Below are 20,758 nucleotides of genomic sequence, written 5' to 3'. Positions count from 1 at the left end.
AGCGAATCTGGTTCACTGGAGTAATGAAAGAATTCTCCACTGCAGGCATCGAAGACCAGCAGACCGAACGCAAACTCATCGCCCTCGACGTCGACGGCACCCTCGTGGACCACAAGGGAGTGATGTCTGACGAGGTCCGTGACGCCGCGCGGGCGGTGGTCGACGCTGGGCATCAGGTCATTATCGCCACCGGGCGCTCACTCGGTGCGGCGTTGCCCATCATCGAACAGATTGGCATCACCAGCGGGTACAGCGTGTGCTCCAACGGAGGGGTAACACTCCGCGTCGATCCGAAACTAGCCCTCGGGTTCGAAATCATCGATCGTGTCACCTTCGACCCCAAACCGGCACTCGTCGCGCTCAGGGAGAAATTGCCCACCGCCAAATACGCGCTTGAGGATGACGAGGGAAATTTCCTTGCCACCGAACTGTTCCAGGATGCCAGCTTCGGGGCCGATACCCACACGGTGGACTTCAGCGAAATGCTCGACGCGGCCGCGGTACGGGTGGTGGTGTTCAGCACCGACAGCACCGCTGAACAGTTCGGGGAGGCGGTCGAGGCGATTGGCCTGCACGGTGTCACCTACTCGGTGGGGTGGACTGCCTGGCTTGATATTGCCGCGGCTGGTGTCACCAAGGCGAGTGCCCTTGAGCTACTGCGCCGGCGTCTGGGAATCGACCCGTCCCGTACTGTTGCGATCGGTGATGGCCGCAATGACATTGAGATGCTCGAGTGGGCGGCCAGGGGCGTGGCGATGGGACAGTCACCCGATGAAGTGCTCGCGGCAGCAACCGAGGTGACGGGCAGCGTGTACGACGACGGTGCCGCCAAGGTCCTCCGCTCCCTCGTGTAGCGTGCGGCACTGAGTCAGTAGGTGCTGCTCGATTCGTAGGGCAACGTTGACGGCGGCAGTGCCGCCGGTCCGGCCGCCAGGTCGAGGAGCCGGGCTGCCGCCGGACGGGTTGCCCATTCCTCCACCCAGTGCGACCTGACAACTGCCTTGCTGACTGCCTGGGTGGTGATTCCCAGCTCCGCGGCGATCAGCTTTTGCTGACCCCGGGCGCCCGGGGTCAGCAGATCCAGCACGTTCCACTCGGCCTCGGTTCGGGTGAAGACAATTTGCCCCAGCAGTCGAAGCACCGCTTCAGCCTCTGCCGCCACCTCCGAGTCCGGCCCTTCCACGGCCAACGGGATGCGTTCGCCGGTCTTTTGCGCCCGGGTAACCGCCCGTCGCGCGTACACCAGGCCGTAGCCCTGAGCCTCGAGAATATTTTCGGGGATGGGCGAGTGAACGCCACCCACGCCGATCCCAACATGCCATCGACGGTGTCTCAGTGCCGTAAGGGCGACGTCGATGGCAGTGGTGGCGTTGTCGACGACACCTTGCAGTTCATCCCCCGTTGACCGTTGGAATGGCACTACGGTTTCGACCTGGCGCAACCCGCGCAGTAGACCATTGACCAGGTCTCCCACTTCGCGGGAGTCGCGCTGGTTGATCGTTAAGACGTAGAGCATGGCTTCAGTATGCCCGAAGCCATGCTCTAAACCGGTGTAATCAACCGAAAAACGTTGTTTTGTCCCGGTTAGCGGCCCTGCGGTGTGCCGGTAGCGTTCTCAACATCGGCGTCCACGTCGCGGCCCTGCGGCTCGTCCTCTTCCCGCTGTTCCCCGAGCTCCTGAAAACGCTTGAGCGAGGCTTCAACCTCGGCCTCCGCGGCTTCCCGATCCGCCCAATCGGCTGCTTCAACCCATTTGCCCGGCTCAAGGTCCTTGTACCGTTCGAAGAAGTGCTTGATCTCTTCCAGCAGGAACGGTGACACATCCGAAAGGTCTTTGATGTGATCGAAGCGCGGGTCGGTGGGAACGCAGAGTACCTTGGCGTCACCGCCGCCGTCGTCGGTCATGTTGAAGACACCGATCGGGCGCGACTCAACCAGCACACCCGGAATGAGGTCGAAGTCCTGGAGCATGACCATCGCATCCAGCGGATCGCCGTCCTCGCCGAGGGTGTTTTCGAAGTAGCCGTAGTGGGTCGGGTACTGCATTGAGGTGAAGAGGACACGGTCCAGGCGTAGCCGGTGGGTCTCGTGGTCGATTTCATACTTGACGCGTGATCCTTTGGGGATCTCGATGGTGACGTCGAGGTTCATGGCACTCTCCTGTGGAATCCTTTGGGGTAGCGCGGCGGTATGCCTTAAAGGCTGCCGCGCCGGTCTAATCTTAAACATATCGGTTTGGGGCGCATCTCGTGGGTTCGAACCAGTTCGACAGCTAATCGATGGGGGGACTTGCATGCTCCGCAGCGCACGCGTGAGCACCGCGGCCCTCCTTGTTGCCGTGTTCGCGGTTCTGGCGGTACCGCTGGGGGTTGCCGCTGTTCCGTCGGTGGTGAGCGCGCTCGAAGAGCCAGCACCCGCTCCTCAGCCCAGCACCCCTGAGCTCCAGATACCGCCGTCCGAACTGACTCCGCCCGCGCAGGTAGCGGCACTTGATCCTGAAGCACCGCTTCCAGATCCGGGGCTTCTGGCGGCAGCCGTCGAAGCCGAGCTGATGCTCGACGGCCCGGGGCACCTGTCCGGGGTGGTGGTGGACGCCATCTCCGGCGATGTCCTCTTTGACCAGGATGGGGCTGCTCAGCAGCTGCCGGCCTCCAATCAGAAGCTGCTCACCGCGGCCGCCGCAATGACCAAGCTGTCACCCGAGCGGCGGTTCGAGACCTCGGTGGTTGCCGGTGCGAGGAGCAGCGAGCTGGTGCTGGTTGCCGGGGGCGACGTGCTGCTGTCCGCCGGGGAGTCGGATCCGGACGCTGTGGTGGGCCATGCTGGCCTGCAAACCCTTGCCGACAAAACCCTCGACGCGGTGGACCCGGCCGACGGACCGTTCACCATCGTGCTTGATGACACGATGTTCGTGGGACCCACACTCAACGCAGGATGGTTACCGGGGGACATTGCGGCTGGTGAGATCAGCCCCATTTATCCAATGGCGATCAATTCGTCATGGGTTGAAGAGGGGGTCTCCCGGGGGCCCCGGTCAGCCGACGCGGCTTTCGACGCGGCAACGGCCTTCAGCGCGGCGTTTGCCGCCGCTGGCAGCGAAGCCGGTGTGGAGGTGGTGGCTGAAGTCATTCGGGCACCTGCGCCCGCCGACGCCGTCGAGTTGGCAGCGGTCGCATCGGCAACCGTGGAACAGCAGATCGAGCACATGCTCCTCACCAGCGACAACTACCTCGCCGAGACCCTCGCCCGGCTGGCGGCGCGAGCCGCCGGCCAGCCGGCATCCTTTGGTGGCGCCACCGATACCATCGATAGCGTTCTGGGACAGCTGGGAGTTCCCGGGGAGGGGATGATCATTAGCGACGCTGCTGGGCTCTCGCCGCGCAACGACGTGTCGCCGGCCCAGTTGGCCGCAGTGGTGCGGGCCTTGGCAATCTCCGAAGATCCTGCGCTCGTCTCGGTCCTGGCGGGTATGCCGATCGCTGGACTATCTGGCACCCTGCAGGATAGGTACGAGCTACAGGGTCCTGCCGCAAACGGCGCCGGATTGGTGAGGGCGAAGACGGGGACACTCAACGCGGTGACGGCGCTCAGCGGGTACCTGGTCACTGTTGACGGACGGCTTCTGGTCTTCTCATTCATTGCCGGAGAGTTGGACGGAAATACTGTCGCAGCGCGTGCCGCAATCGACCGGACGGCAGCGGCCATCGCGGGTTGTGGTTGCCGATAGCAGCGCCAATCTTCACAGGCTAGTGTGGTCGAATGGACCCCATGGAGAGCAACTTTTCGTCCACTGTCCGACACCAGGCACCGCCTCAACTCATCAACTGGGACCTGGCTGCTGCTAGCGCAGCCAAGCTCACGTCCGCTGGCCCGCAGGTCAGTCCACGGGAAATCGCCGAGGCTGTCGCTGAGCTCCGCGCCGCAGCTGACGCATCAATCGGCTACGTCCACCAGATCACTGGGCTCGACGCCGCCAAGGACCTGCGGGATTCCGACCTGTTGATCGTGGATCGGGCGTCCTGGGCGAAGGCAAACACCCAGAGCTTCCAGGCGCTCATGGCGCCCGCTTTGGAACATCTCTCCCGCACCAACAAGGAACAGCTCACCACCGCCAGTGCGGCTCTCGGCGGGACCCTTACCGGAGCCCAATTCGGTGCCATCCTGGCTTTCCTCTCCTCAAAGGTGCTGGGGCAATACGACCCCTTCGGGCCAGCGAAGAACGGATCAGGCGGGCGACTGATGCTCGTAGCCCCCAATATCCTCGCGGTGGAGCGTGAGTTGAACGTGGTGCCGGCCGACTTCCGGTTGTGGGTCTGCCTTCATGAGCAAACCCATCGGGTCCAGTTCGCCGCCGCGCCCTGGTTGAAGGATCACATGCTGGCACATATCTCCGAGCTGACCGAGGGGTTGCTGGATAAGGCGGATGGCCTCTCCGACCGCCTGGCGAAGGCGGCGAAAGGTCTCACCCGCAGTGGCGCCCCCTCAGGTGCGGGCCAGGACGCGGTCGACAGTGACACTAAAGGCAGTGGCACTAAAGACAGTGACCCCAAAGGCAGTGACACCAAAGGCACTGACCCCACAAGGATTGACTCCAGCGACAACGGAATCCTCTCCCTGCTCCAGGATCCGCAGGACAAGGCACGAATGTCACACCTCACTGCGGTCATGAGCCTCCTCGAAGGACACGCGAACGTGGTGATGGACGCCGTCGACTCAAGCATCGTCCCGAGCGTCAAAACCATTCGCCGCCGTTTCAGCGCGCGGGGGAAGTCACGCGGACCGGTAGAGAAGTTTCTGCGGCGGGTCCTTGGGCTCGATGCCAAAATGCGGCAATACAGTGACGGTGCGAGGTTTGTGCGCCGGGTCGTGGACCGGGTGGGCATGGACGGATTTAACGTTGTCTGGACCAGTGCAGAGCACCTTCCAACAGAGGAAGAAATCCATGCCCCGGACAAGTGGATCGCCCGGATGGGACTGCGCAACGGTGGTTAGGCGACCCCGGCTCAGCCCGGTGGTGGCCAATGCCCGCAACCTGCTGCAACAGGCCCTTGAATCGGGGGGAGCCCCGGCGGGGTCTCTGATCCTGGTGGCCTGCAGCGGAGGACCGGACTCGTTGGCACTGGCATCCGTCGCAGCGCACTCGGCCCGCTCCGGGAGGTACCGGGTGGGGGCGGTGGTCGTGGATCACGGCCTCCATCCGGACAGTGCAGCGGTCTCTGCGCAGACAGCAACCACGCTCACAGAACTGGGGCTGGAACCGGTGAGTGTCCGGGCAGTTACGGTCAACCAGACAGGCATGGGTCCGGAAGCGGCTGCGCGTACCGCTCGGTTCGAGGTTTTGGACGCTGCCGCGGCTGAACTGGGTGCGGCAGCTGTTCTCCTTGGTCACACGCTCGATGACCAGGCGGAGCAGGTGCTGTTGGGCTTGGCACGCGGCTCCGGCACCAGATCCCTTGCCGGTATGCCGGCCCAGCGCGGCCGTTACCTTCGTCCCTTCCTGGGGCTGCGCCGTGAGGAGACGGTCGAGATTTGCCGTTTCGAGGGTCTGGAGCCGTGGCATGACCCGTCTAATTCTGATCCCAGCTTCGCTCGTTCCCGGGTCCGAACCCAGGTACTGCCCTATCTGGAAGACCAGCTTGGCCCAGGGGTGGCCCGGGCACTGTATCGCACCTCACGCATTCTGGCGCAGGACGCCGACTACCTGGATCGGGTCAGCGTCGAAAGCTTCGAGCAACTACACATGATCGACGGCAAGGACATCCTGCTCCCCGAAGACGCACTCCGCGCCCTGCCGCCATCCCTCAGGCAGCGCGTCCTGGCCCTCGCCGCGGTCCGGCTCGGCGGGGAACAGCCGAGTTTTGAAAGGATCCGTGCGACAGAGACGCTGCTGGAGCGCCGCGGGTCCGCCGGCCCGGTGCAACTTGGTGGATTCATCAGCGTGCACCGGCAGGTGCGCGGGAAATCCGTTCCCCAAGGCGACCCAAGCTATGGCAGTCTTGTCTTTAGAAACAACCGCGCACTTTCCTAAGCCTTTCGGTGCCGCCCTATCCAAACCCTCAGGAGCAATTGGTGGATTCACAGGACGTCCATGACGACCTCAAGCATGTTCTCTACACAAAAGAGGAAATCCAGCAGCGCGTAGCCGAACTGGCGGCTCAGATCGACGCCGACTACGCCGGCCGGGACATCCTGATCGTCGGTGTCCTGAAGGGTGCAGTCATGGTGATGGCTGACCTGGCGCGTGCCCTGCATTCCCACGTCACCATGGACTGGATGGCGGTATCCTCATACGGCTCCGGCACCCAGTCTTCGGGGGTGGTACGCATCCTCAAGGATCTGGAAACCGATCTGATGGGCAAACACGTCCTCATCGTGGAGGACATCATTGACTCGGGTCTGACCCTTTCCTGGCTGAAGTCCAACCTGCAGTCCCGCGGACCGGCCTCCGTCGAGATCTGCACCCTGCTGCGGAAGCCAGAAGCCGCGAAGGTCGCCATCGACGTGAAGTACGTCGGCTATAACATCCCCAACGAGTTTGTTGTCGGCTACGGCCTGGACTTCGCAGAAAAGTACCGCAACCTTGACTTCATCGGAACCCTCGCGCCGCACGTCTACGAGTAGACCGGGACGCCAACGGGTCGGACACACTCGAAGTCTGTCCGCCCATAGGGAACTTATGCGCAATTTGGTGCGTGGTTGTGTGCAGACAGTGTAAAGCTTGGGTAGCAGCTTTCGTTGCGCGCGGACCGCGTTGCCGTAAGCGATATTTGGTTTGTTAAGCAGGAGGGACAGGGTCTCGCAGCCCTGAGACGAATGAAATTTAAGAACCTTTTCAAGGGGCCCATCTTTTGGATTGTGCTCGCCGTGGTGGCGCTGCTGATTATCCTGCCCAACCTGTTCAGTACCAGCAGTTCGCGGGTTGACACCAATGTGGGGCTCGACCTGCTGAACGACAACCAGGTGGAGCAGGCCAAGATTTACGACGGCGACCAGCGGGTTGATCTCACGCTGCGCGACGATTACGAGGACATGGGACGCAGCGTCCAGTTCTTCTTCAGCACCGCCCGTGCCGAAGACGTGGTCGCAGCTATCAACACCTCCGACGTCGACGGCTTCACTGATCAGCCGGCCGAAAGCAACTGGTTCACCAGCCTGCTCGGTCTGCTCCTGCCCCTCCTGATCATCGGTGCCATCTTCTGGTTCCTGCTGTCGCGGATGCAGGGCGGTGGATCCAAGGTAATGCAGTTCGGCAAGTCCAAGGCGAAGCTCGTCACCAAGGACATGCCGCAGGTCACCTTCAACGACGTCGCTGGCGCTGATGAGGCGGTCGAGGAACTCCACGAGATCAAGGAATTCCTGCAGGAACCGGCCAAGTTCCAGGCCCTCGGTGCAAAGATCCCCAAGGGTGTGCTGCTCTATGGCCCCCCGGGTACCGGTAAAACCCTGCTGGCGCGCGCGGTAGCCGGTGAGGCGGGAGTGCCGTTCTATTCCATCTCAGGCTCCGACTTCGTTGAAATGTTCGTCGGCGTGGGCGCCTCGCGGGTGCGTGACCTGTTTGAGCAAGCCAAGGCGAACGCGCCCGCGATCATTTTCGTTGACGAGATCGACGCCGTCGGGCGCCACCGTGGCGCTGGCGTGGGCGGCGGCAACGATGAACGCGAGCAGACCCTGAACCAGCTCCTGGTTGAAATGGACGGCTTCGATGCAACATCGAACGTCATCCTTATCGCTGCCACCAACCGGCCCGATGTCCTGGATCCAGCGCTCCTTCGGCCAGGACGCTTCGACCGGCAGATTGGCGTTGAAGCACCCGACATGCTGGGCCGGGAACACATCCTCACAGTGCACTCCAAGGGCAAGCCGATGGCCCCAGGGGTGGACCTCCGTTCGGTAGCCAAGAAGACCCCCGGTTTTACCGGCGCGGACCTGGCCAACGTTCTCAACGAGGCGGCTCTCCTGACCGCACGATCAAACGCGCAACTGATCGACGACCGGGCGCTTGACGAGTCGATCGACCGGGTGATCGCCGGACCGCAGAAGCGGAGCCGGGTCATGAAGGAACTGGAACGCAAGATCACCGCCTATCACGAGGGCGGACACGCCCTGGTGGCTGCTGCCCTGCGCAACACCGACCCGGTCACCAAGGTCACCATCCTCCCGCGCGGCCGCGCCCTCGGCTACACGATGGTGCTGCCCAGCGACGACAAGTACTCGATCACGCGCAACGAGCTGCTGGACCAGTTGGCCTACGCCATGGGCGGCCGGGTCGCCGAGGAGATCGTCTTCCACGACCCCTCGACGGGTGCATCCAACGACATTGAGAAGGCAACTGCCACGGCCCGCAAAATGGTCACCCAATATGGGATGAGCGAACGGATCGGAGCGGTCAAGCTCGGCCAGGGTGGAGGTGAGCCGTTCCTCGGCCGGGACATGGGTCACGAGCGCAACTACTCGGATCACATTGCGTACATCGTCGACGAGGAGATCCGCCGGCTGGTCGACAACGCCCATGACGAGGCGTACGAAATTCTGACCGAGAACCGGGACGTGCTTGACCGGGTTGCGCTGGAGTTGCTGGAGCGGGAGACACTGAACCAGGCTGAAATCGCTGAGGTGTTCACCGAGATCCGCAAGCGAGACCTGCGCGATGTCTGGTTGTCGAAAGATTCCCGTCCAGTGCACGCGTTGCCGCCGGTGGTCTCAAAGAAGGAGCGCGCGGAAGCCAGCGAGGCCGGCGAACCTGCACCCGAGACCGTGGCACCCCAGGATCAGATTGCCGAGGCGCGAATCGTTGGCGACTTCGACGTTCACGGCGACGATCTGCCCGAACCGGAGTCCGGTGAAGGGGCACCCGGCAAAGGTGGCGCCGAGAGTTCTCAGCCTTAAGCGGTGGGATCGCAGGTACCGCGTAGCATTGCTTCAGTGACTGAATTCGACGACGAGGTGTTCTCGGCGGCCCTTGAAGCTGCCGGCTCTCCAGTAGACCAGCCCAGAATCCAGCGGGCAGTGCGGGAAATCCTCGCTGCAATCGGGGAGGACCCCGACAGGGAAGGGCTGGTGGAAACCCCCAAACGGGTGGCCAAGGCCTACGCCGAGTTTTTCGCGGGGCTGCATCAGGACCCAGCGGAAATCCTCTCCACCACCTTCGCAATTGATCATGAAGAGCTGGTGCTGGTCAAGGACATCCCGTTCTACTCCACCTGCGAGCATCACCTGGTACCTTTCCACGGGTCAGCCCACATTGGGTACATCCCCTCGGCGGAGGGGCGCGTCACCGGGCTAAGCAAGTTGGCCCGGTTGGTGGAGGTTTTCGCTCGCCGCCCCCAGGTGCAGGAGCGGCTCACCACCCAGATTGTTGAGGCGCTCATGACGCATCTGCAGCCAAAGGGTGCCATTGTGGTTATCGAGTGCGAACACATGTGCATGTCAATGCGGGGAGTTCGCAAGCCCGGAGCGAAGACTGTCACGTCAGCCGTCCGCGGCCAGGTGCGCGACCCCGCCACCCGTGCCGAAGCCATGAGCCTGATACTCGGAAGATAGGACACCAAATACCGATGGATTCACTCGCTGCGGCGCCGGGAACCGGCCCCGCCACATCACCGATTCCTGTCCTGAGGGTCTCCAAGGTCGCGAAGACCCTGGCAGACCTCCCCGCCGACCGTTCACTCGTGATGGGTGTCCTCAATGTCACCCCTGATTCCTTTAGCGACGGCGGGCGCTTCACCAGCGCCGATGAGGCGGTCGCGGAAGGTCTCAGGATGCATTACGCCGGCGCTGACATCATCGATGTGGGGGGCGAATCCACCCGTCCCAATGCTGACCTGATCAGCCCTGATGAGGAACAGCACCGGATTCTTCCGGTGGTTGCAGCACTGGTGAAGGCCGGTGCGCTCGTCAGCGTGGACACCATGCACGCCTCGACAGCGGCGAAAGCGCTCGACGCTGGCGCTGCGTTGGTGAACGACGTTTCCGGCCTGGGCTACGACCCTGAGATGCCCGCCCTGATCGCCGAGCGGAAGGTGCCCTACGTTCTACTGCACCGCCGGGGTACCGCAACCACGATGGCCTCACTCGCCGACTACGAAAATGTTGTTGACGAGGTGATCGCTGAAATGAGTCAGGTCCGGGACGCTTTCGTCGCCGCCGGAGTGGACCCACACCAGATCATCCTTGACCCAGGGCTTGGATTTGCCAAGGATGAGGCCCACAACTGGACAATCCTGCGTGCCATTGACCGGTTCAACGCGCTCGGTCATCGGGTCCTGATCGGTGCTTCACGTAAACGGTTCCTTGGGACGCTCCTCACCTCGGCGGGCAAAGCAGCCGCACCGCAGGAACGCGACTCGGCAACGGTAGCTGTGTCGGCGTTGGCCGCGGCCGCAGGTGCCTGGGGTGTGCGCGTGCATGAAGTTGGGCCCAACCTGGATGCCGTCAAGGTATCCGCCGCATGGACCGGCTAGGCCCCGCCATGACACCGGTCCCGCAGGACACCATCACGATCACCGGGATAACCGCGGTGGGTTTCCACGGCGTTTTCGACTCCGAGCGCCGGGATGGTCAGCCATTCGTCGTCGACGTCGTCCTGCATCTTGATCTTCGCGAGGCGGGAGCCACCGACGATCTCACCACCACCGCACATTACGGTGACGTCGCTGAGCAGGTTTCCGCCGCCATCACCGGTGAACCCCTGAACCTCATTGAAGCGTTGGCCGAACGGATCGCGTCGCGGCTTCTCGCGTCCTTCCCGGCCGAAACTGTTCAGGTAACGGTTCACAAACCACGGGCGCCGATTCCGGTGCCGTTTGGGGACGTCGCTGTTTCGCTGGTGCGCACCCGGATCGGCCAGGCCCCCTCGTGACCGGGCGGGTGCGCTCGGTGCTGGCGCTGGGGAGCAACCTTGGCGACAGTCACAGCACCCTGTCCCTCGCCGTCGCCGATTTGGTGGACAGCACCCGGGTGCGGCTGCGTGAGGTCTCACCGGTGGTTCGGTCGATCCCGGTCGGGGGTCCGGCGGATCAGCCGGAGTACCTGAACATGGTGATCGAAGTCGAAACCGATCTGGGGCCCTACGAGTTGCTGGCCCACTGTCAGTCGGTGGAGGAAAAGCATCACCGGACCAGGGACGTCAGGTGGGGGCCGAGGACTCTCGACGTCGACATCATCACTTTTGGCGACTTCAGCTCAGACGACGAGCGACTCACCATTCCGCACCCGCGGGCAGCCGAGCGGGCCTTTGTCCTGCAACCCTGGGCCTGGATGGATTCGACTGCGCTGCTGCACGGACGCCTGGTCGCTGAACTGGTCAGTGGCGCCCCCGATCGCACGGGGATCCAACCGTATGAAGGGGCTGACACGCAGTGGGTACCCTAAAGGTCAGGTGGCTGGCAGCCTTCGGAGTGGTAGCCGGTATTGGTGGCTGGATGATGAACTTGTGGGCAAGCCGGAACGGTTTTCCGGTTCCCTCACTGCACCTGAGTTCGCTGCTGACGGTGGCGGCCATCCTGACCATAACGCTCATCTTCGGGATCCGGGTCCAGCGCTGGCGGAACGGGCGCCGCGACCGGCCGCTCAACCCCATCCTCGCTGCTCGGACCGTGGTGTTGGCCCAGGCGACAGCGTACGCTGGCGCACTGAACACCGGGTGGCACCTGGGCATTCTGGTAGACCAGCTTTCGCTCGTGGCCGTGCGCGGTGTGACAGCCTCAGTCTGGGGCACGGTCGCCTTGGTGGCCAGCGGCATGATGATGATCGTTGTGGGACTGATGGTGCAGGGATTCTGTCGGCTGCCGCCCGACGACGGTGCCACCGGCGCCGACGGGGAAAGTAGTCGCAATGACGAGGGGGAGTATGCGTAAGGAACCTATTGATCCGGCCGGTCTGGAGTGGACCCGGGTATCACCGAAGTACCTGAGGGTGCGCCTGCTCGGGTGGGTAATCGGCACGATCATCAACGTCGCCATCTTCAGCATTCCCCTCATCCTGCGTCTTACCGACATCTGGTGGGGTTTCCCACCCATGTGGGTAGCCTGGGCCCTGCCAATCGGGGCGCTGGTTCTCTCCGTCTGGCGAGGGATTCTGCTGCCACGGCAGGTCAGGGCGATTGGCTACGCGGAGCGAAACGAAGACCTGTTGATCCGCACCGGGGTCTTCTATCAACGGACCATGGTGGTTCCCTATGGGCGGATGCAGTATGTGGACGTCGCGGTCGGCCCCATCGAGCGGGCCTTCGGATTATGCACCCTGAAGATGCATACCGCTTCCCCAGGCACCAACGCGTCCATCCCAGGGTTGCCAGCTGACGAGGGCGCACGGCTGCGCGAGCAGCTGTCTGCCCGTGGTGAGGCAAAGCTGGCTGGACTGTGACAACCCAGGACCAGACACCCCAGGGAAACCCGGTCGTTCCGGATGAGTCGCTGGTGGCGACCTCCGACAATCAATGGCGCAGGGTCCACGTCATCTCCCCACTGGTGCGGGGCTGGATTGCTTTGATCGCAATCGCTTTTTTCGCTGGGCAAGACCTGTTTGAGAGCCTTCTCAGCGGCGATGGTCTTCCCAACCTGTCCGACGGCGGAGGGCGGCTGCCCTGGACCATTGCCGCGATTGCCGGAATCGTTGTGCTCGTCGCGCTTGGCTTCTTCCTGTCGTGGTACTTCACGCGCTATCAGGTGACGGCCGAGCATGTGAAGGTCAACTCGGGGATTCTGTTCCGGCAGAACCGGCAGGCGCGGCTGGACCGGGTCCAGGCCATTGATGTGGTGCAGCCGTTTCTTGCGCGGGTCTTCGGCCTGGCGGAACTGAAATTCGAGGTGGCTGACGCAGGCGAGTCGGCCGTCAGGCTTGCTTTCCTTAAGCTCAGCGATGCGCAACGCCTACGCGCCACCATCCTGGCCCGGGCAGCGGGGGTGAGCATTGACCCCGATAACCCAGACGATATTCAGGAGGCACCCGAGCGTGAGGTGTTGGCTCTGACACCCGGGCGGGTGATCGCAGCCGCGCTTCTTTCAGGAACCACCATCTTCCTTATCCTCGGTGTCGCAGTGGTGGTTGTCCTGGCGGTGCTCCTTGAGCAGGCGGCACCGCTGGCGGTGATCATACCGTTGGGCCTCGGTGTTGCTGGTGGCTACTGGAGCAGCATCAAGAACGGGTCCAACTTCCGGGCAGCGATTTCCCCGGATGGTATCCGGGTCCGCTACGGGCTCCTGGATACCCGGACACAGACCGTCCCACCCGGGCGAATCCAGGCTGTCGGAATTACCCAGTCACCGCTGTGGCGGATCAAAGGGTGGTACCGGATGACGGTCAACGTAGCGGGATACGGCATATCAGCATCGGGAGACGCCCAGGCGCGGGCAACGCTCCTGCCGGTAGGGACCCGCCAGGACGTCCTGCAGATCCTCGCCCTGGTGCTTCCGGACCCCGGCACTGACGAGCCCCTCGAGGTTTTTACCGCTGGAATGGAAGGGAAGGACAGCCGGGCCGGGTTCCTTTCGACCCCGCGGCGTGCGCGGTGGATTGGTCCGCTGGAATGGCGCCGCAATGGTTTCGCGGTGACCAGGACAGCCCTCCTGATCCGATCAGGATTCTTCTGGCGAAACCTCGCCGTGGTCCCGCACGAGCGGACCCAATCGCTGGCACTTCACCAGGGGCCGGTATATCGGCGGTTCCGGGTCGCTGATCTCTTGCTCCATACCACCCCAGGGCCCGTCAGCCCACGGATCCAGCAGGTCGATGAGGACACCGCCTGGCGGCTCTTTCACGAACAGGGCATCCGGGCCGCAGAGGCGCGTCGCCGCAGTCTGCCGGAGCAGTGGATGAGGCCGGTGGAGGTTGCGGACGCCACCCTGATGCCTCCGGCGCCAAGCTATGACCAAGCGACACGACTTGACGACCAATCGGAGGAGCAAGGAGAAATGCCGGTGGATGAGGAAGGAACCCCTCGAAATGACGAGCGGTAGCGGGGCACGGCGCCCGGGTCGGCTCGGGGTCGGGATCATCGGGGCTGGCAAGGTGGGAGCAGTGCTCGGTGCGGCTCTGCGCGCCGCTGACCATGCAGTGATTGGGGTGTCGGCTGTTTCCGAGGCGAGCCGGGAACGTGCGGAGATCTTGCTGCCCGACGTGCCGGTGCTGGAGATCCCGGAGATCATCGAGCGGTCCGAGCTGGTCCTGATCGCGGTTCCCGATGATGCGCTTGCGGAAATCGTCGAGGGTCTGGCCGTGCTCGGGGCATGGCAGCCGGGGCAACTCGTTGCCCACACCTCCGGGCGGTTCGGCATTTCGGTGCTTGAACCAGCCCGCAGGCTTGGGGCCATTCCGCTGGCGTTGCACCCTGCTATGACCTTCACCGGCATGAGTCTCGACCTCGCGCGCCTGCCCGACTGCAGCTTTGGGATTACCGCTCCGGCAGCCGTGCTTCCGGTCGCCCAGGCGCTGGTCGTCGAGATGGGTGCGGAGCCGGTGGTGATCGAAGAAGCGCACCGAGCGCTGTACCATGCGGCGCTGGTTCACGCGTCGAACCATCTTGTGACGATCACCGCCCAGTCGACCCAACTGCTCTCTGCCATTGGCGTCGAACAGCCCGACCGAATGCTCGGACCTCTGATGCGCGCTTCACTTGAAAACGCTCTATCAGCCGGCGAGGGAGCACTTACTGGGCCAGTGGCACGCGGGGACACAGGAACCGTCGAGGCGCACCTGACGGCCTTGAAAACCCAACCCTCCGAGGACATTCGGGCCGCCTATCGTTCACTAGCGGTTGCCACCGCCCGACGGGCCGTCGAGCGGGGACTTCTCAGCCACGCCCAGGGCGTGGCAATTGCCCATGCGCTAGCCCTCGATACGTTGGGCACATCGTGAACGGTCCGCACCGCCCGAGGGTGGTCAGGACTCCGGCCGAACTATCCGAGACCACCGCTGAACTCCTGGACCGACGCCCTGGAACACTCCGCGGTGAGCGGCGCCCCAGCCTCGGCTTTGTCCCCACCATGGGTGCCCTCCACGAAGGGCACGCGGCGCTGGTGCGGTCGGCACACGAAGACAACGACGTAGTGGTCGCCTCGATTTTCGTGAATCCGCTGCAATTCGGTGAACGCACAGATCTGCAACGCTACCCGCGGCAGCTGGACCAGGATGTGGAACTGCTGGCCGGCTGCGGGGCAGAGGTGGTCTTCGCCCCCTCAGAGACGGTGATGTACCCGGACGGCCCGCCGCTTGTTTCCCTCAATTCCGGGGCCCTCGGGGAACGATTTGAAGGGGCAGCCCGACCAGGGCATTTCGACGGAATGCTCACGGTGGTTGCGAAACTGCTGCACCTTGCGGCGCCAACCGTTGACGCCGGGTTCAGATGCTATTTTGGCCAGAAAGATGCACAGCAGCTTGCCCTGATCCGACGGATGGTTCGGGATCTGGATTTCCCCGCCGAGATTGTCGCGGTACCAACGGTCAGGACCGCTGATGGACTGGCGCTCTCCAGCCGAAACCGTTTCCTGACAGCAGCCGAGGGAGAAGCAGCGTTAGTGCTCTCACGGGCGCTGCGTCTCCTTGAGGGTCGAGCGGAACGGCAGGAGCCGTTGGACCTGGACTCTGCTGTGGCATTGGTCACCAGCCAGCCGCTGGTGGAACTGGACTACTTCGAGGTGGTCCACCCCTCGACGCTTGAACCGCTGGCCTTCAACTGCCGCCAGACGCCCTTCACCGGAGAGGCCTTGGCGCTGATCGCGGCGAAGGTTGGATCGGTCAGGCTGATCGATAACGCTCCACTGGGGTCCTGACAGAACCAGGCTGCTGGTTGGCTCCAGATCTGGGCGGCTGAAAGCAGCCGGTAAACTTATCTCTCGTGACCCCAGATAATTCCAGTACCGCCAGTGAATCAGCCCTCGCCGATGTCGTGGGCACCGCCGACGAAGCCAACGAGCAGATGCGTATCCGCATGGAGAAACGCGAACGTCTGCTCGAACGGGGGGAAGAGGCCTACCCGGTGAAGCCGCGGCGCACACACTCGTTGGCTGAGCTGCGGAAGGAATTCGGCCACTTGCCCGCCGAAGCCACCACAGGTGAGGTTGTTTCGGTGGTGGGTCGCGTGGTGTTCATTCGCAACACCGGGAAGCTGTGTTTCGCGACACTGCAGGAGGGTGGTGGAGCAAGGCTTCAGGCTATGCTCAGCCTTGCCGAAATTGGTGACCAGTCACTTGCGGACTGGAAAGCGCTGGTGGACCTCGGGGACCACGTTGAAGTGCACGGTGAGGTTATCAGTTCCCGGCGGGGCGAGCTCTCGGTCATGGCGGACCAGTGGAGCATGGCCTCAAAGGCGCTGCGCCCGCTGCCTACCCTGCATGCGGGAGTCAGCGAGGAGACCCGGGTCAGGCAACGCTACGTCGATCTGATGGTCCGCGAAGAAGCGCGGGAGATGGTTCGAACCAGGGCCGCTATCGTCCGATCCATTCGGGAAACCCTGCACTCGCTGGAATACGTCGAAGTAGAAACGCCAATACTGCAGTTGGTGCATGGCGGTGCTGCTGCACGACCGTTTGAAACCCATCTCAACGCTTTCGATCAGAAAATGACTCTTCGAATCGCACTGGAGCTTTATTTGAAGCGTGCGGTTGTCGGCGGAATAGACCGGGTCTATGAGATCGGCCGCATTTTCCGCAATGAGGGGGTCGACTCAACTCACAGCCCCGAATTCACCATGCTGGAGTGTTACGAGGCGTACACCGATCAGTTTGGAATGGCTGAACGAATGAAGGAAATCATTCTTAATTGTGCCGATGTCCTGGGCACCCGGACCATTGAAACTGAGGCTGGGGTGGTTGACCTGGACGGGGAGTGGCGCTGGCTCGGCGTCTATCCGGGCCTTTCAGAGGTGGTGGGTAGCCAGATAACTCCCGAGACCTCCGCTGAAGAGCTGCGACATATCGCCGACGTACACCAGGTGAAGATCGCTCCGGACTGGGGTAGCGAAAAGTTGGTCCTTGAATTGTTCGGAGAGTTGGTTGAGCCGACCCTGATCCAGCCGACTTTTGTTTACGACTATCCTCCCTCCGCCCAACCGCTCGCTCGGCCGCACCGTGAGGATCCCGCTCTGATCGAGGCGTGGGACCTCATCATCGGCGGAATGGAACGTGGGACGGCGTTCTCCGAACTTATCGATCCGGTGGTGCAGAGGGCGCGCCTGGTAGAGCAGTCCCGCCAGGGCGCTGCCGGCGACGACGAAGCTATGCAGTTCGACGAGGACTTCCTCCGTGCGCTCGAATATGGCGCACCCCCCATGGGAGGCATCGGTCTTGGCATTGACCGGCTAGTGATGCTGTTCACCAATACGGGTATTAGGGAAACCATCCTGTTTCCCATTCTGAAACCAGTTGGAGATAGTCGTGCTTGAGTATGTTGCAGTATTGCTTCCATCGATAGGGGTTGGGGCGGTCTTTTACTTTGTCATGCGGTCAATTTTCAACGCGGATAGGGCTGAACGCGAGGCAATGAGCCAGGCCGAGGAGCGTCGGGCCCAGGCGCAGCAGGAAGCACCAGTTGCAGCGCCCGATCATGAGGACCCAGCGGAGTCCCGATGAAGTAGTTCAGTCGTATTCTCGGAAAAGTTCCCACAAGCAGGATTTATTCTGCACTTTGACGGTTACTGTCTGCCTAGCCCATAATTGGGGTTACATAACAATTCACCACAAAATGCAGGAGCAAGCCGTGGCACAAAAAGTAAAGATCCTCCTGATCGATGACCTCGACGGTGGCGAAGCTGATGAAACTGTACGTTTTGGCCTTGATGGTGTGCAGTATGAAATAGATCTTTCAAAGTCCCATGCGAAGGAACTAAGGGCTGCAATGAGCAATTACGTAGCTGGAGCCCGCCGCAGCACGCAGGTCAAAACGCGGGCAACGACTCCGGGCCGTAATCAGGAAGCAGCGCAGGTCCGTGAATGGGCGCGGGCCAACGGCCACAATGTTTCGGCGCGTGGACGCGTCAACAGCGAAATCGTCGAGGCCTACCGCGCTGCACAGCGCTAACGAGAGACCCGCCTGCGCCCCCTTGGGGCGCAGGCTCAGGTGGGTGTGATATCTCGCCTGTGGCGAACACGCTCCAAAAGCCTGTGCAGGACACGTAGCATCGAATTACGCGTTAGCTAGGAGTGTGCCCCATGTTTGAGAGATTTACCGACCGCGCCCGTCGTGTTGTAGTGCTGGCCCAAGAAGAGGCCCGCATGCTCAACCACAATTACATCGGCACCGAGCACATCCTGCTCGGTCTCATCCACGAGGGAGAAGGAGTCGCCGCCAAGGCGCTCGAATCCCTCAGCATCTCCCTCGGCGCCGTCCGTGAGCAGGTCCAGGAGATCATCGGCCAGGGCCAGCAAGCACCGTCCGGCCACATCCCGTTCACCCCGCGTGCCAAGAAAGTACTTGAGCTTTCGCTGCGGGAAGCACTGCAGCTTGGCCACAACTACATTGGCACCGAGCACATCCTGCTCGGCCTCATCCGTGAGGGTGAGGGTGTCGCAGCCCAGGTGCTGGTGAAGCTAGGCGCCGACCTCAACCGCGTCCGCCAGCAGGTGATCCAGTTACTGTCTGGATATCAGGGCAAAGAGCCTGCATCAGTGGGCGGTCAGCAGCAGGAAGGCACCCCGGCCGGCTCGGTTGTCCTCGACCAGTTTGGGCGCAACCTCACCCAGGCTGCCCGCGAAGGCAAACTTGACCCGGTGATTGGGCGCGCTCTGGAAATGGAACGCGTGATGCAGGTGCTCTCACGTCGCACCAAGAACAACCCTGTTCTGATTGGTGAGCCAGGTGTCGGCAAGACGGCAGTCGTCGAAGGTCTTGCCCAAGCTATTGTCCGAGGAGACGTCCCTGAGACGATCAAGGACAAGCAGTTGTACACCCTCGACCTTGGGTCGCTGGTTGCAGGCTCCCGGTACCGCGGAGACTTCGAGGAACGCCTCAAGAAGGTACTCAAGGAAATTCGCACCCGCGGTGACATTATTTTGTTCATCGACGAGATCCACACTTTGGTGGGTGCAGGAGCCGCAGAAGGTGCAATTGATGCTGCGTCGATCCTGAAGCCCATGCTTGCCCGAGGTGAGTTGCAGACGATTGGTGCCACCACCCTCGACGAGTACCGCAAACACATCGAAAAGGATGCGGCCCTGGAACGAAGGTTCCAGCCCATTCAGGTGCAGGAACCTTCAGTGGCGCACACCATTGAAATCCTCAAGGGCCTGCGGGACCGCTACGAAGCGCACCACCGGGTGTCCATCACCGATGAGGCGCTCACCTCGGCTGCAACCCTCGCCGAGCGTTACATCTCGGACCGGTTCCTGCCCGATAAGGCGATCGACCTGATCGACGAGGCTGGGGCGCGGCTGCGTATCCGCCGGATGACTGCCCCTCCCGAGCTGAAGGAGATTGATGACCGCATCGCGGACGTCAAGCGGGAGAAGGAGTCGGCGATTGATGCGCAGGACTTCGAGGGTGCGGCTTCACTGCGCGACAAGGAGCAGAAGCTTCATGACGAGCGGATGGACAAGGAGCGTCGTTGGAAGTCGGGTGGGCTTGATGACATCGCCGAGGTCGATGAGGAACTCATTGCTGAGGTGCTGGCCAACTCAACCGGTATCCCGGTCTTCAAGCTCACCGAAGAAGAGTCCACGAGGCTCCTCAAGATGGAAGACGAGCTGCACAGGCGGGTCGTTGGTCAGAACGACGCCATCAAGGCGATCTCTCAGGCAATTCGGCGCACACGTGCCGGGCTGAAGGATCCGAAACGGCCGGGTGGATCATTCATCTTTGCTGGCCCTACCGGTGTCGGTAAGACCGAGCTTGCCAAAGCGCTGGCGGAATTCCTGTTCGGTGATGAAGACGCGTTGATCACTCTGGACATGTCCGAATACTCCGAGAAGCACACCGTGTCACGGCTCTTTGGTGCCCCTCCAGGCTATGTGGGGTACGAAGAGGGTGGACAGCTCACCGAAAAGGTGCGGCGCCGTCCGTTCTCGGTGGTGCTGTTCGATGAGGTCGAGAAGGCCCACGCGGACCTGTTCAACTCACTCCTCCAGATCCTGGAAGACGGTCGACTGACCGACAGCCAGGGCCGGGTGGTCGATTTCAAGAACACCGTGATCATCATGACGACCAACCTCGGCACCCGGGACATTTCCAAGGGCGTCATGACGGGTTTCCAGTCCGGCACCGACACGACCACCACCTACAACCGGATGAAGGCGAAGGTGACGGAAGAACTTAAGCAGCACTTCCGCCCAGAGTTCCTCAACCGTGTTGATGACACGGTGGTGTTCCCGCAGCTCACCCAGGACGAGATCGTGGAGATCGTCGACCTGTTCCTGGAGCGGCTGGGCAAGCGGATGGCTGACAAGGGGATGAGCATTGAGCTGACCCCCGCGGCGAAAGTCCTGCTGGCCACTCGCGGTTACGATCCTTCGATGGGTGCCCGGCCTCTGCGCCGCACCATCCAGCGGGAGATCGAGGACCAGCTGTCCGAGAAGATCCTGTTCGGCGAGCTCAAGTCCGGTGAACTGGTCTCAGTTGATGTTGAAGGTGAGGGGGACGAAGCTCGCTTCACCTTCGTTGGACACGGTGCTCCGAAAGAGATTGAGGATGCGCCTGCGGCTATTGAGGCCACAGTCCCCGAGTAAACAGTGACGACGCCGCGCGGCGTCAGTCTGAAGGCCTCCGGCCGGCACCATGGTGTCAGCCGGAGGCCTTCAGCATTTCAGCTGCAGGCGTCCCCGATCCGCCACAA

Annotated in this window: 21 protein-coding genes; 19 read left to right on the top strand and 2 right to left on the bottom strand. The window is 62.5% G+C overall.

All coding sequences use genetic code 11. From position 1 onward, the window contains the following. Positions 1–23 precede the first annotated feature (23 nt). Positions 24–854 carry an HAD family hydrolase gene (locus tag ABD059_RS02760; RefSeq protein ID WP_343877640.1) on the top strand — a complete coding sequence of 277 codons (831 nt, stop codon included), beginning with the start codon at positions 24–26 and terminating at the stop codon, positions 852–854. Between the two features lie 14 nt (positions 855–868). Here ABD059_RS02760 and ABD059_RS02755 read toward each other — a convergent pair whose 3' ends face one another. Both ABD059_RS02755 and ABD059_RS02750 read right to left on the bottom strand, forming a co-directional pair. Beyond that, positions 869–1,516: a hypothetical protein gene (locus ABD059_RS02755; protein ID WP_343877639.1), complete on the bottom strand. Its 648-nt coding sequence runs from the start codon at positions 1,514–1,516 to the stop codon at positions 869–871. A gap of 68 nt (positions 1,517–1,584) precedes the next feature. After that, positions 1,585–2,151 (bottom strand): inorganic diphosphatase, encoded by a 567-nt coding sequence (locus ABD059_RS02750; protein WP_343877638.1) that lies wholly within the window; start codon positions 2,149–2,151, stop codon positions 1,585–1,587. A 142-nt stretch (positions 2,152–2,293) separates the two neighbouring features. Here ABD059_RS02750 and dacB point away from each other — a divergent pair, with 142 nt between their 5' ends. The 18 genes from dacB (at position 2,294) to ABD059_RS02660 (ending at position 20,651) form a co-directional block, all read left to right on the top strand. Further along, entirely contained in the window at positions 2,294–3,727 is a 1,434-nt protein-coding gene (gene dacB, locus ABD059_RS02745) for a D-alanyl-D-alanine carboxypeptidase/D-alanyl-D-alanine endopeptidase (protein WP_343877637.1), read from the top strand. A gap of 41 nt (positions 3,728–3,768) precedes the next feature. Continuing rightward, positions 3,769–4,992: a zinc-dependent metalloprotease gene (locus tag ABD059_RS02740; RefSeq protein WP_343877915.1), complete on the top strand. Its 1,224-nt coding sequence runs from the start codon at positions 3,769–3,771 to the stop codon at positions 4,990–4,992. Between the two features lie 43 nt (positions 4,993–5,035). After that, positions 5,036–6,028: a tRNA lysidine(34) synthetase TilS gene (gene tilS / locus ABD059_RS02735; protein WP_343877914.1), complete on the top strand. Its 993-nt coding sequence runs from the start codon at positions 5,036–5,038 to the stop codon at positions 6,026–6,028. 41 nt (positions 6,029–6,069) lie between these two features. Then, on the top strand, positions 6,070–6,621 hold the full coding sequence (gene hpt, locus ABD059_RS02730) for a hypoxanthine phosphoribosyltransferase (RefSeq protein ID WP_343877636.1): 552 nt from the start codon (positions 6,070–6,072) through the stop codon (positions 6,619–6,621). A 192-nt stretch (positions 6,622–6,813) separates the two neighbouring features. After that, positions 6,814–8,886: an ATP-dependent zinc metalloprotease FtsH gene (ftsH, locus tag ABD059_RS02725; protein ID WP_343877635.1), complete on the top strand. Its 2,073-nt coding sequence runs from the start codon at positions 6,814–6,816 to the stop codon at positions 8,884–8,886. A 36-nt stretch (positions 8,887–8,922) separates the two neighbouring features. Then, positions 8,923–9,540, top strand: coding sequence for a GTP cyclohydrolase I FolE (gene folE, locus ABD059_RS02720; RefSeq protein WP_343877634.1), 618 nt, complete (start codon positions 8,923–8,925; stop codon positions 9,538–9,540). Between the two features lie 14 nt (positions 9,541–9,554). Then, on the top strand, positions 9,555–10,460 hold the full coding sequence (gene folP, locus ABD059_RS02715; RefSeq protein ID WP_343877633.1) for a dihydropteroate synthase: 906 nt from the start codon (positions 9,555–9,557) through the stop codon (positions 10,458–10,460). Continuing rightward, entirely contained in the window at positions 10,448–10,858 is a 411-nt protein-coding gene (folB, locus tag ABD059_RS02710; protein ID WP_343877631.1) for a dihydroneopterin aldolase, read from the top strand. The genes folP and folB overlap by 13 nt, the downstream gene beginning before the upstream one ends. Beyond that, the gene (gene folK, locus ABD059_RS02705) at positions 10,855–11,370 is read left to right on the top strand and encodes a 2-amino-4-hydroxy-6-hydroxymethyldihydropteridine diphosphokinase (RefSeq protein WP_343877630.1); all 516 of its coding nucleotides are present in this window, start codon (positions 10,855–10,857) and stop codon (positions 11,368–11,370) included. Before folB ends, folK begins: the two co-directional genes overlap by 4 nt. Next, positions 11,358–11,855: a DUF3180 domain-containing protein gene (locus ABD059_RS02700; RefSeq protein WP_343877628.1), complete on the top strand. Its 498-nt coding sequence runs from the start codon at positions 11,358–11,360 to the stop codon at positions 11,853–11,855. The genes folK and ABD059_RS02700 overlap by 13 nt, the downstream gene beginning before the upstream one ends. Then, complete coding sequence (locus tag ABD059_RS02695; protein ID WP_343877627.1) at positions 11,848–12,363, top strand: PH domain-containing protein; 516 nt, start codon at positions 11,848–11,850, stop codon at positions 12,361–12,363. Before ABD059_RS02700 ends, ABD059_RS02695 begins: the two co-directional genes overlap by 8 nt. Continuing rightward, positions 12,360–13,955: a PH domain-containing protein gene (locus ABD059_RS02690; RefSeq protein ID WP_343877625.1), complete on the top strand. Its 1,596-nt coding sequence runs from the start codon at positions 12,360–12,362 to the stop codon at positions 13,953–13,955. Before ABD059_RS02695 ends, ABD059_RS02690 begins: the two co-directional genes overlap by 4 nt. Then, entirely contained in the window at positions 13,942–14,853 is a 912-nt protein-coding gene (locus ABD059_RS02685; RefSeq protein WP_343877624.1) for a Rossmann-like and DUF2520 domain-containing protein, read from the top strand. Before ABD059_RS02690 ends, ABD059_RS02685 begins: the two co-directional genes overlap by 14 nt. Continuing rightward, positions 14,850–15,767: a pantoate--beta-alanine ligase gene (gene panC / locus ABD059_RS02680; RefSeq protein WP_343877623.1), complete on the top strand. Its 918-nt coding sequence runs from the start codon at positions 14,850–14,852 to the stop codon at positions 15,765–15,767. The genes ABD059_RS02685 and panC overlap by 4 nt, the downstream gene beginning before the upstream one ends. A 146-nt stretch (positions 15,768–15,913) precedes the next feature. Next, entirely contained in the window at positions 15,914–17,377 is a 1,464-nt protein-coding gene (lysS, locus tag ABD059_RS02675) for a lysine--tRNA ligase (RefSeq protein ID WP_343877913.1), read from the top strand. After that, a complete protein-coding gene (locus ABD059_RS02670) occupies positions 17,370–17,564 on the top strand; it encodes a hypothetical protein (RefSeq protein ID WP_343877622.1) in 195 nt (64 codons plus the stop codon). The genes lysS and ABD059_RS02670 overlap by 8 nt, the downstream gene beginning before the upstream one ends. A 127-nt stretch (positions 17,565–17,691) precedes the next feature. Further along, positions 17,692–18,012 carry a histone-like nucleoid-structuring protein Lsr2 gene (locus ABD059_RS02665; protein ID WP_343877912.1) on the top strand — a complete coding sequence of 107 codons (321 nt, stop codon included), beginning with the start codon at positions 17,692–17,694 and terminating at the stop codon, positions 18,010–18,012. A gap of 131 nt (positions 18,013–18,143) precedes the next feature. Further along, positions 18,144–20,651, top strand: a complete 2,508-nt coding sequence (locus tag ABD059_RS02660; protein WP_343877621.1) for an ATP-dependent Clp protease ATP-binding subunit — start codon at positions 18,144–18,146, stop codon at positions 20,649–20,651. Positions 20,652–20,758: the final 107 nt, after the last annotated feature.

It is taken from the genome of Arthrobacter flavus, from assembly GCF_039526005.1.
Lineage (GTDB): Bacteria > Actinomycetota > Actinomycetes > Actinomycetales > Micrococcaceae > Arthrobacter_D > Arthrobacter_D flavus.
The sequence above is the reverse complement of the archived record's forward strand: the minus strand, read 5'-3'. Positions and strand labels throughout refer to the sequence as shown.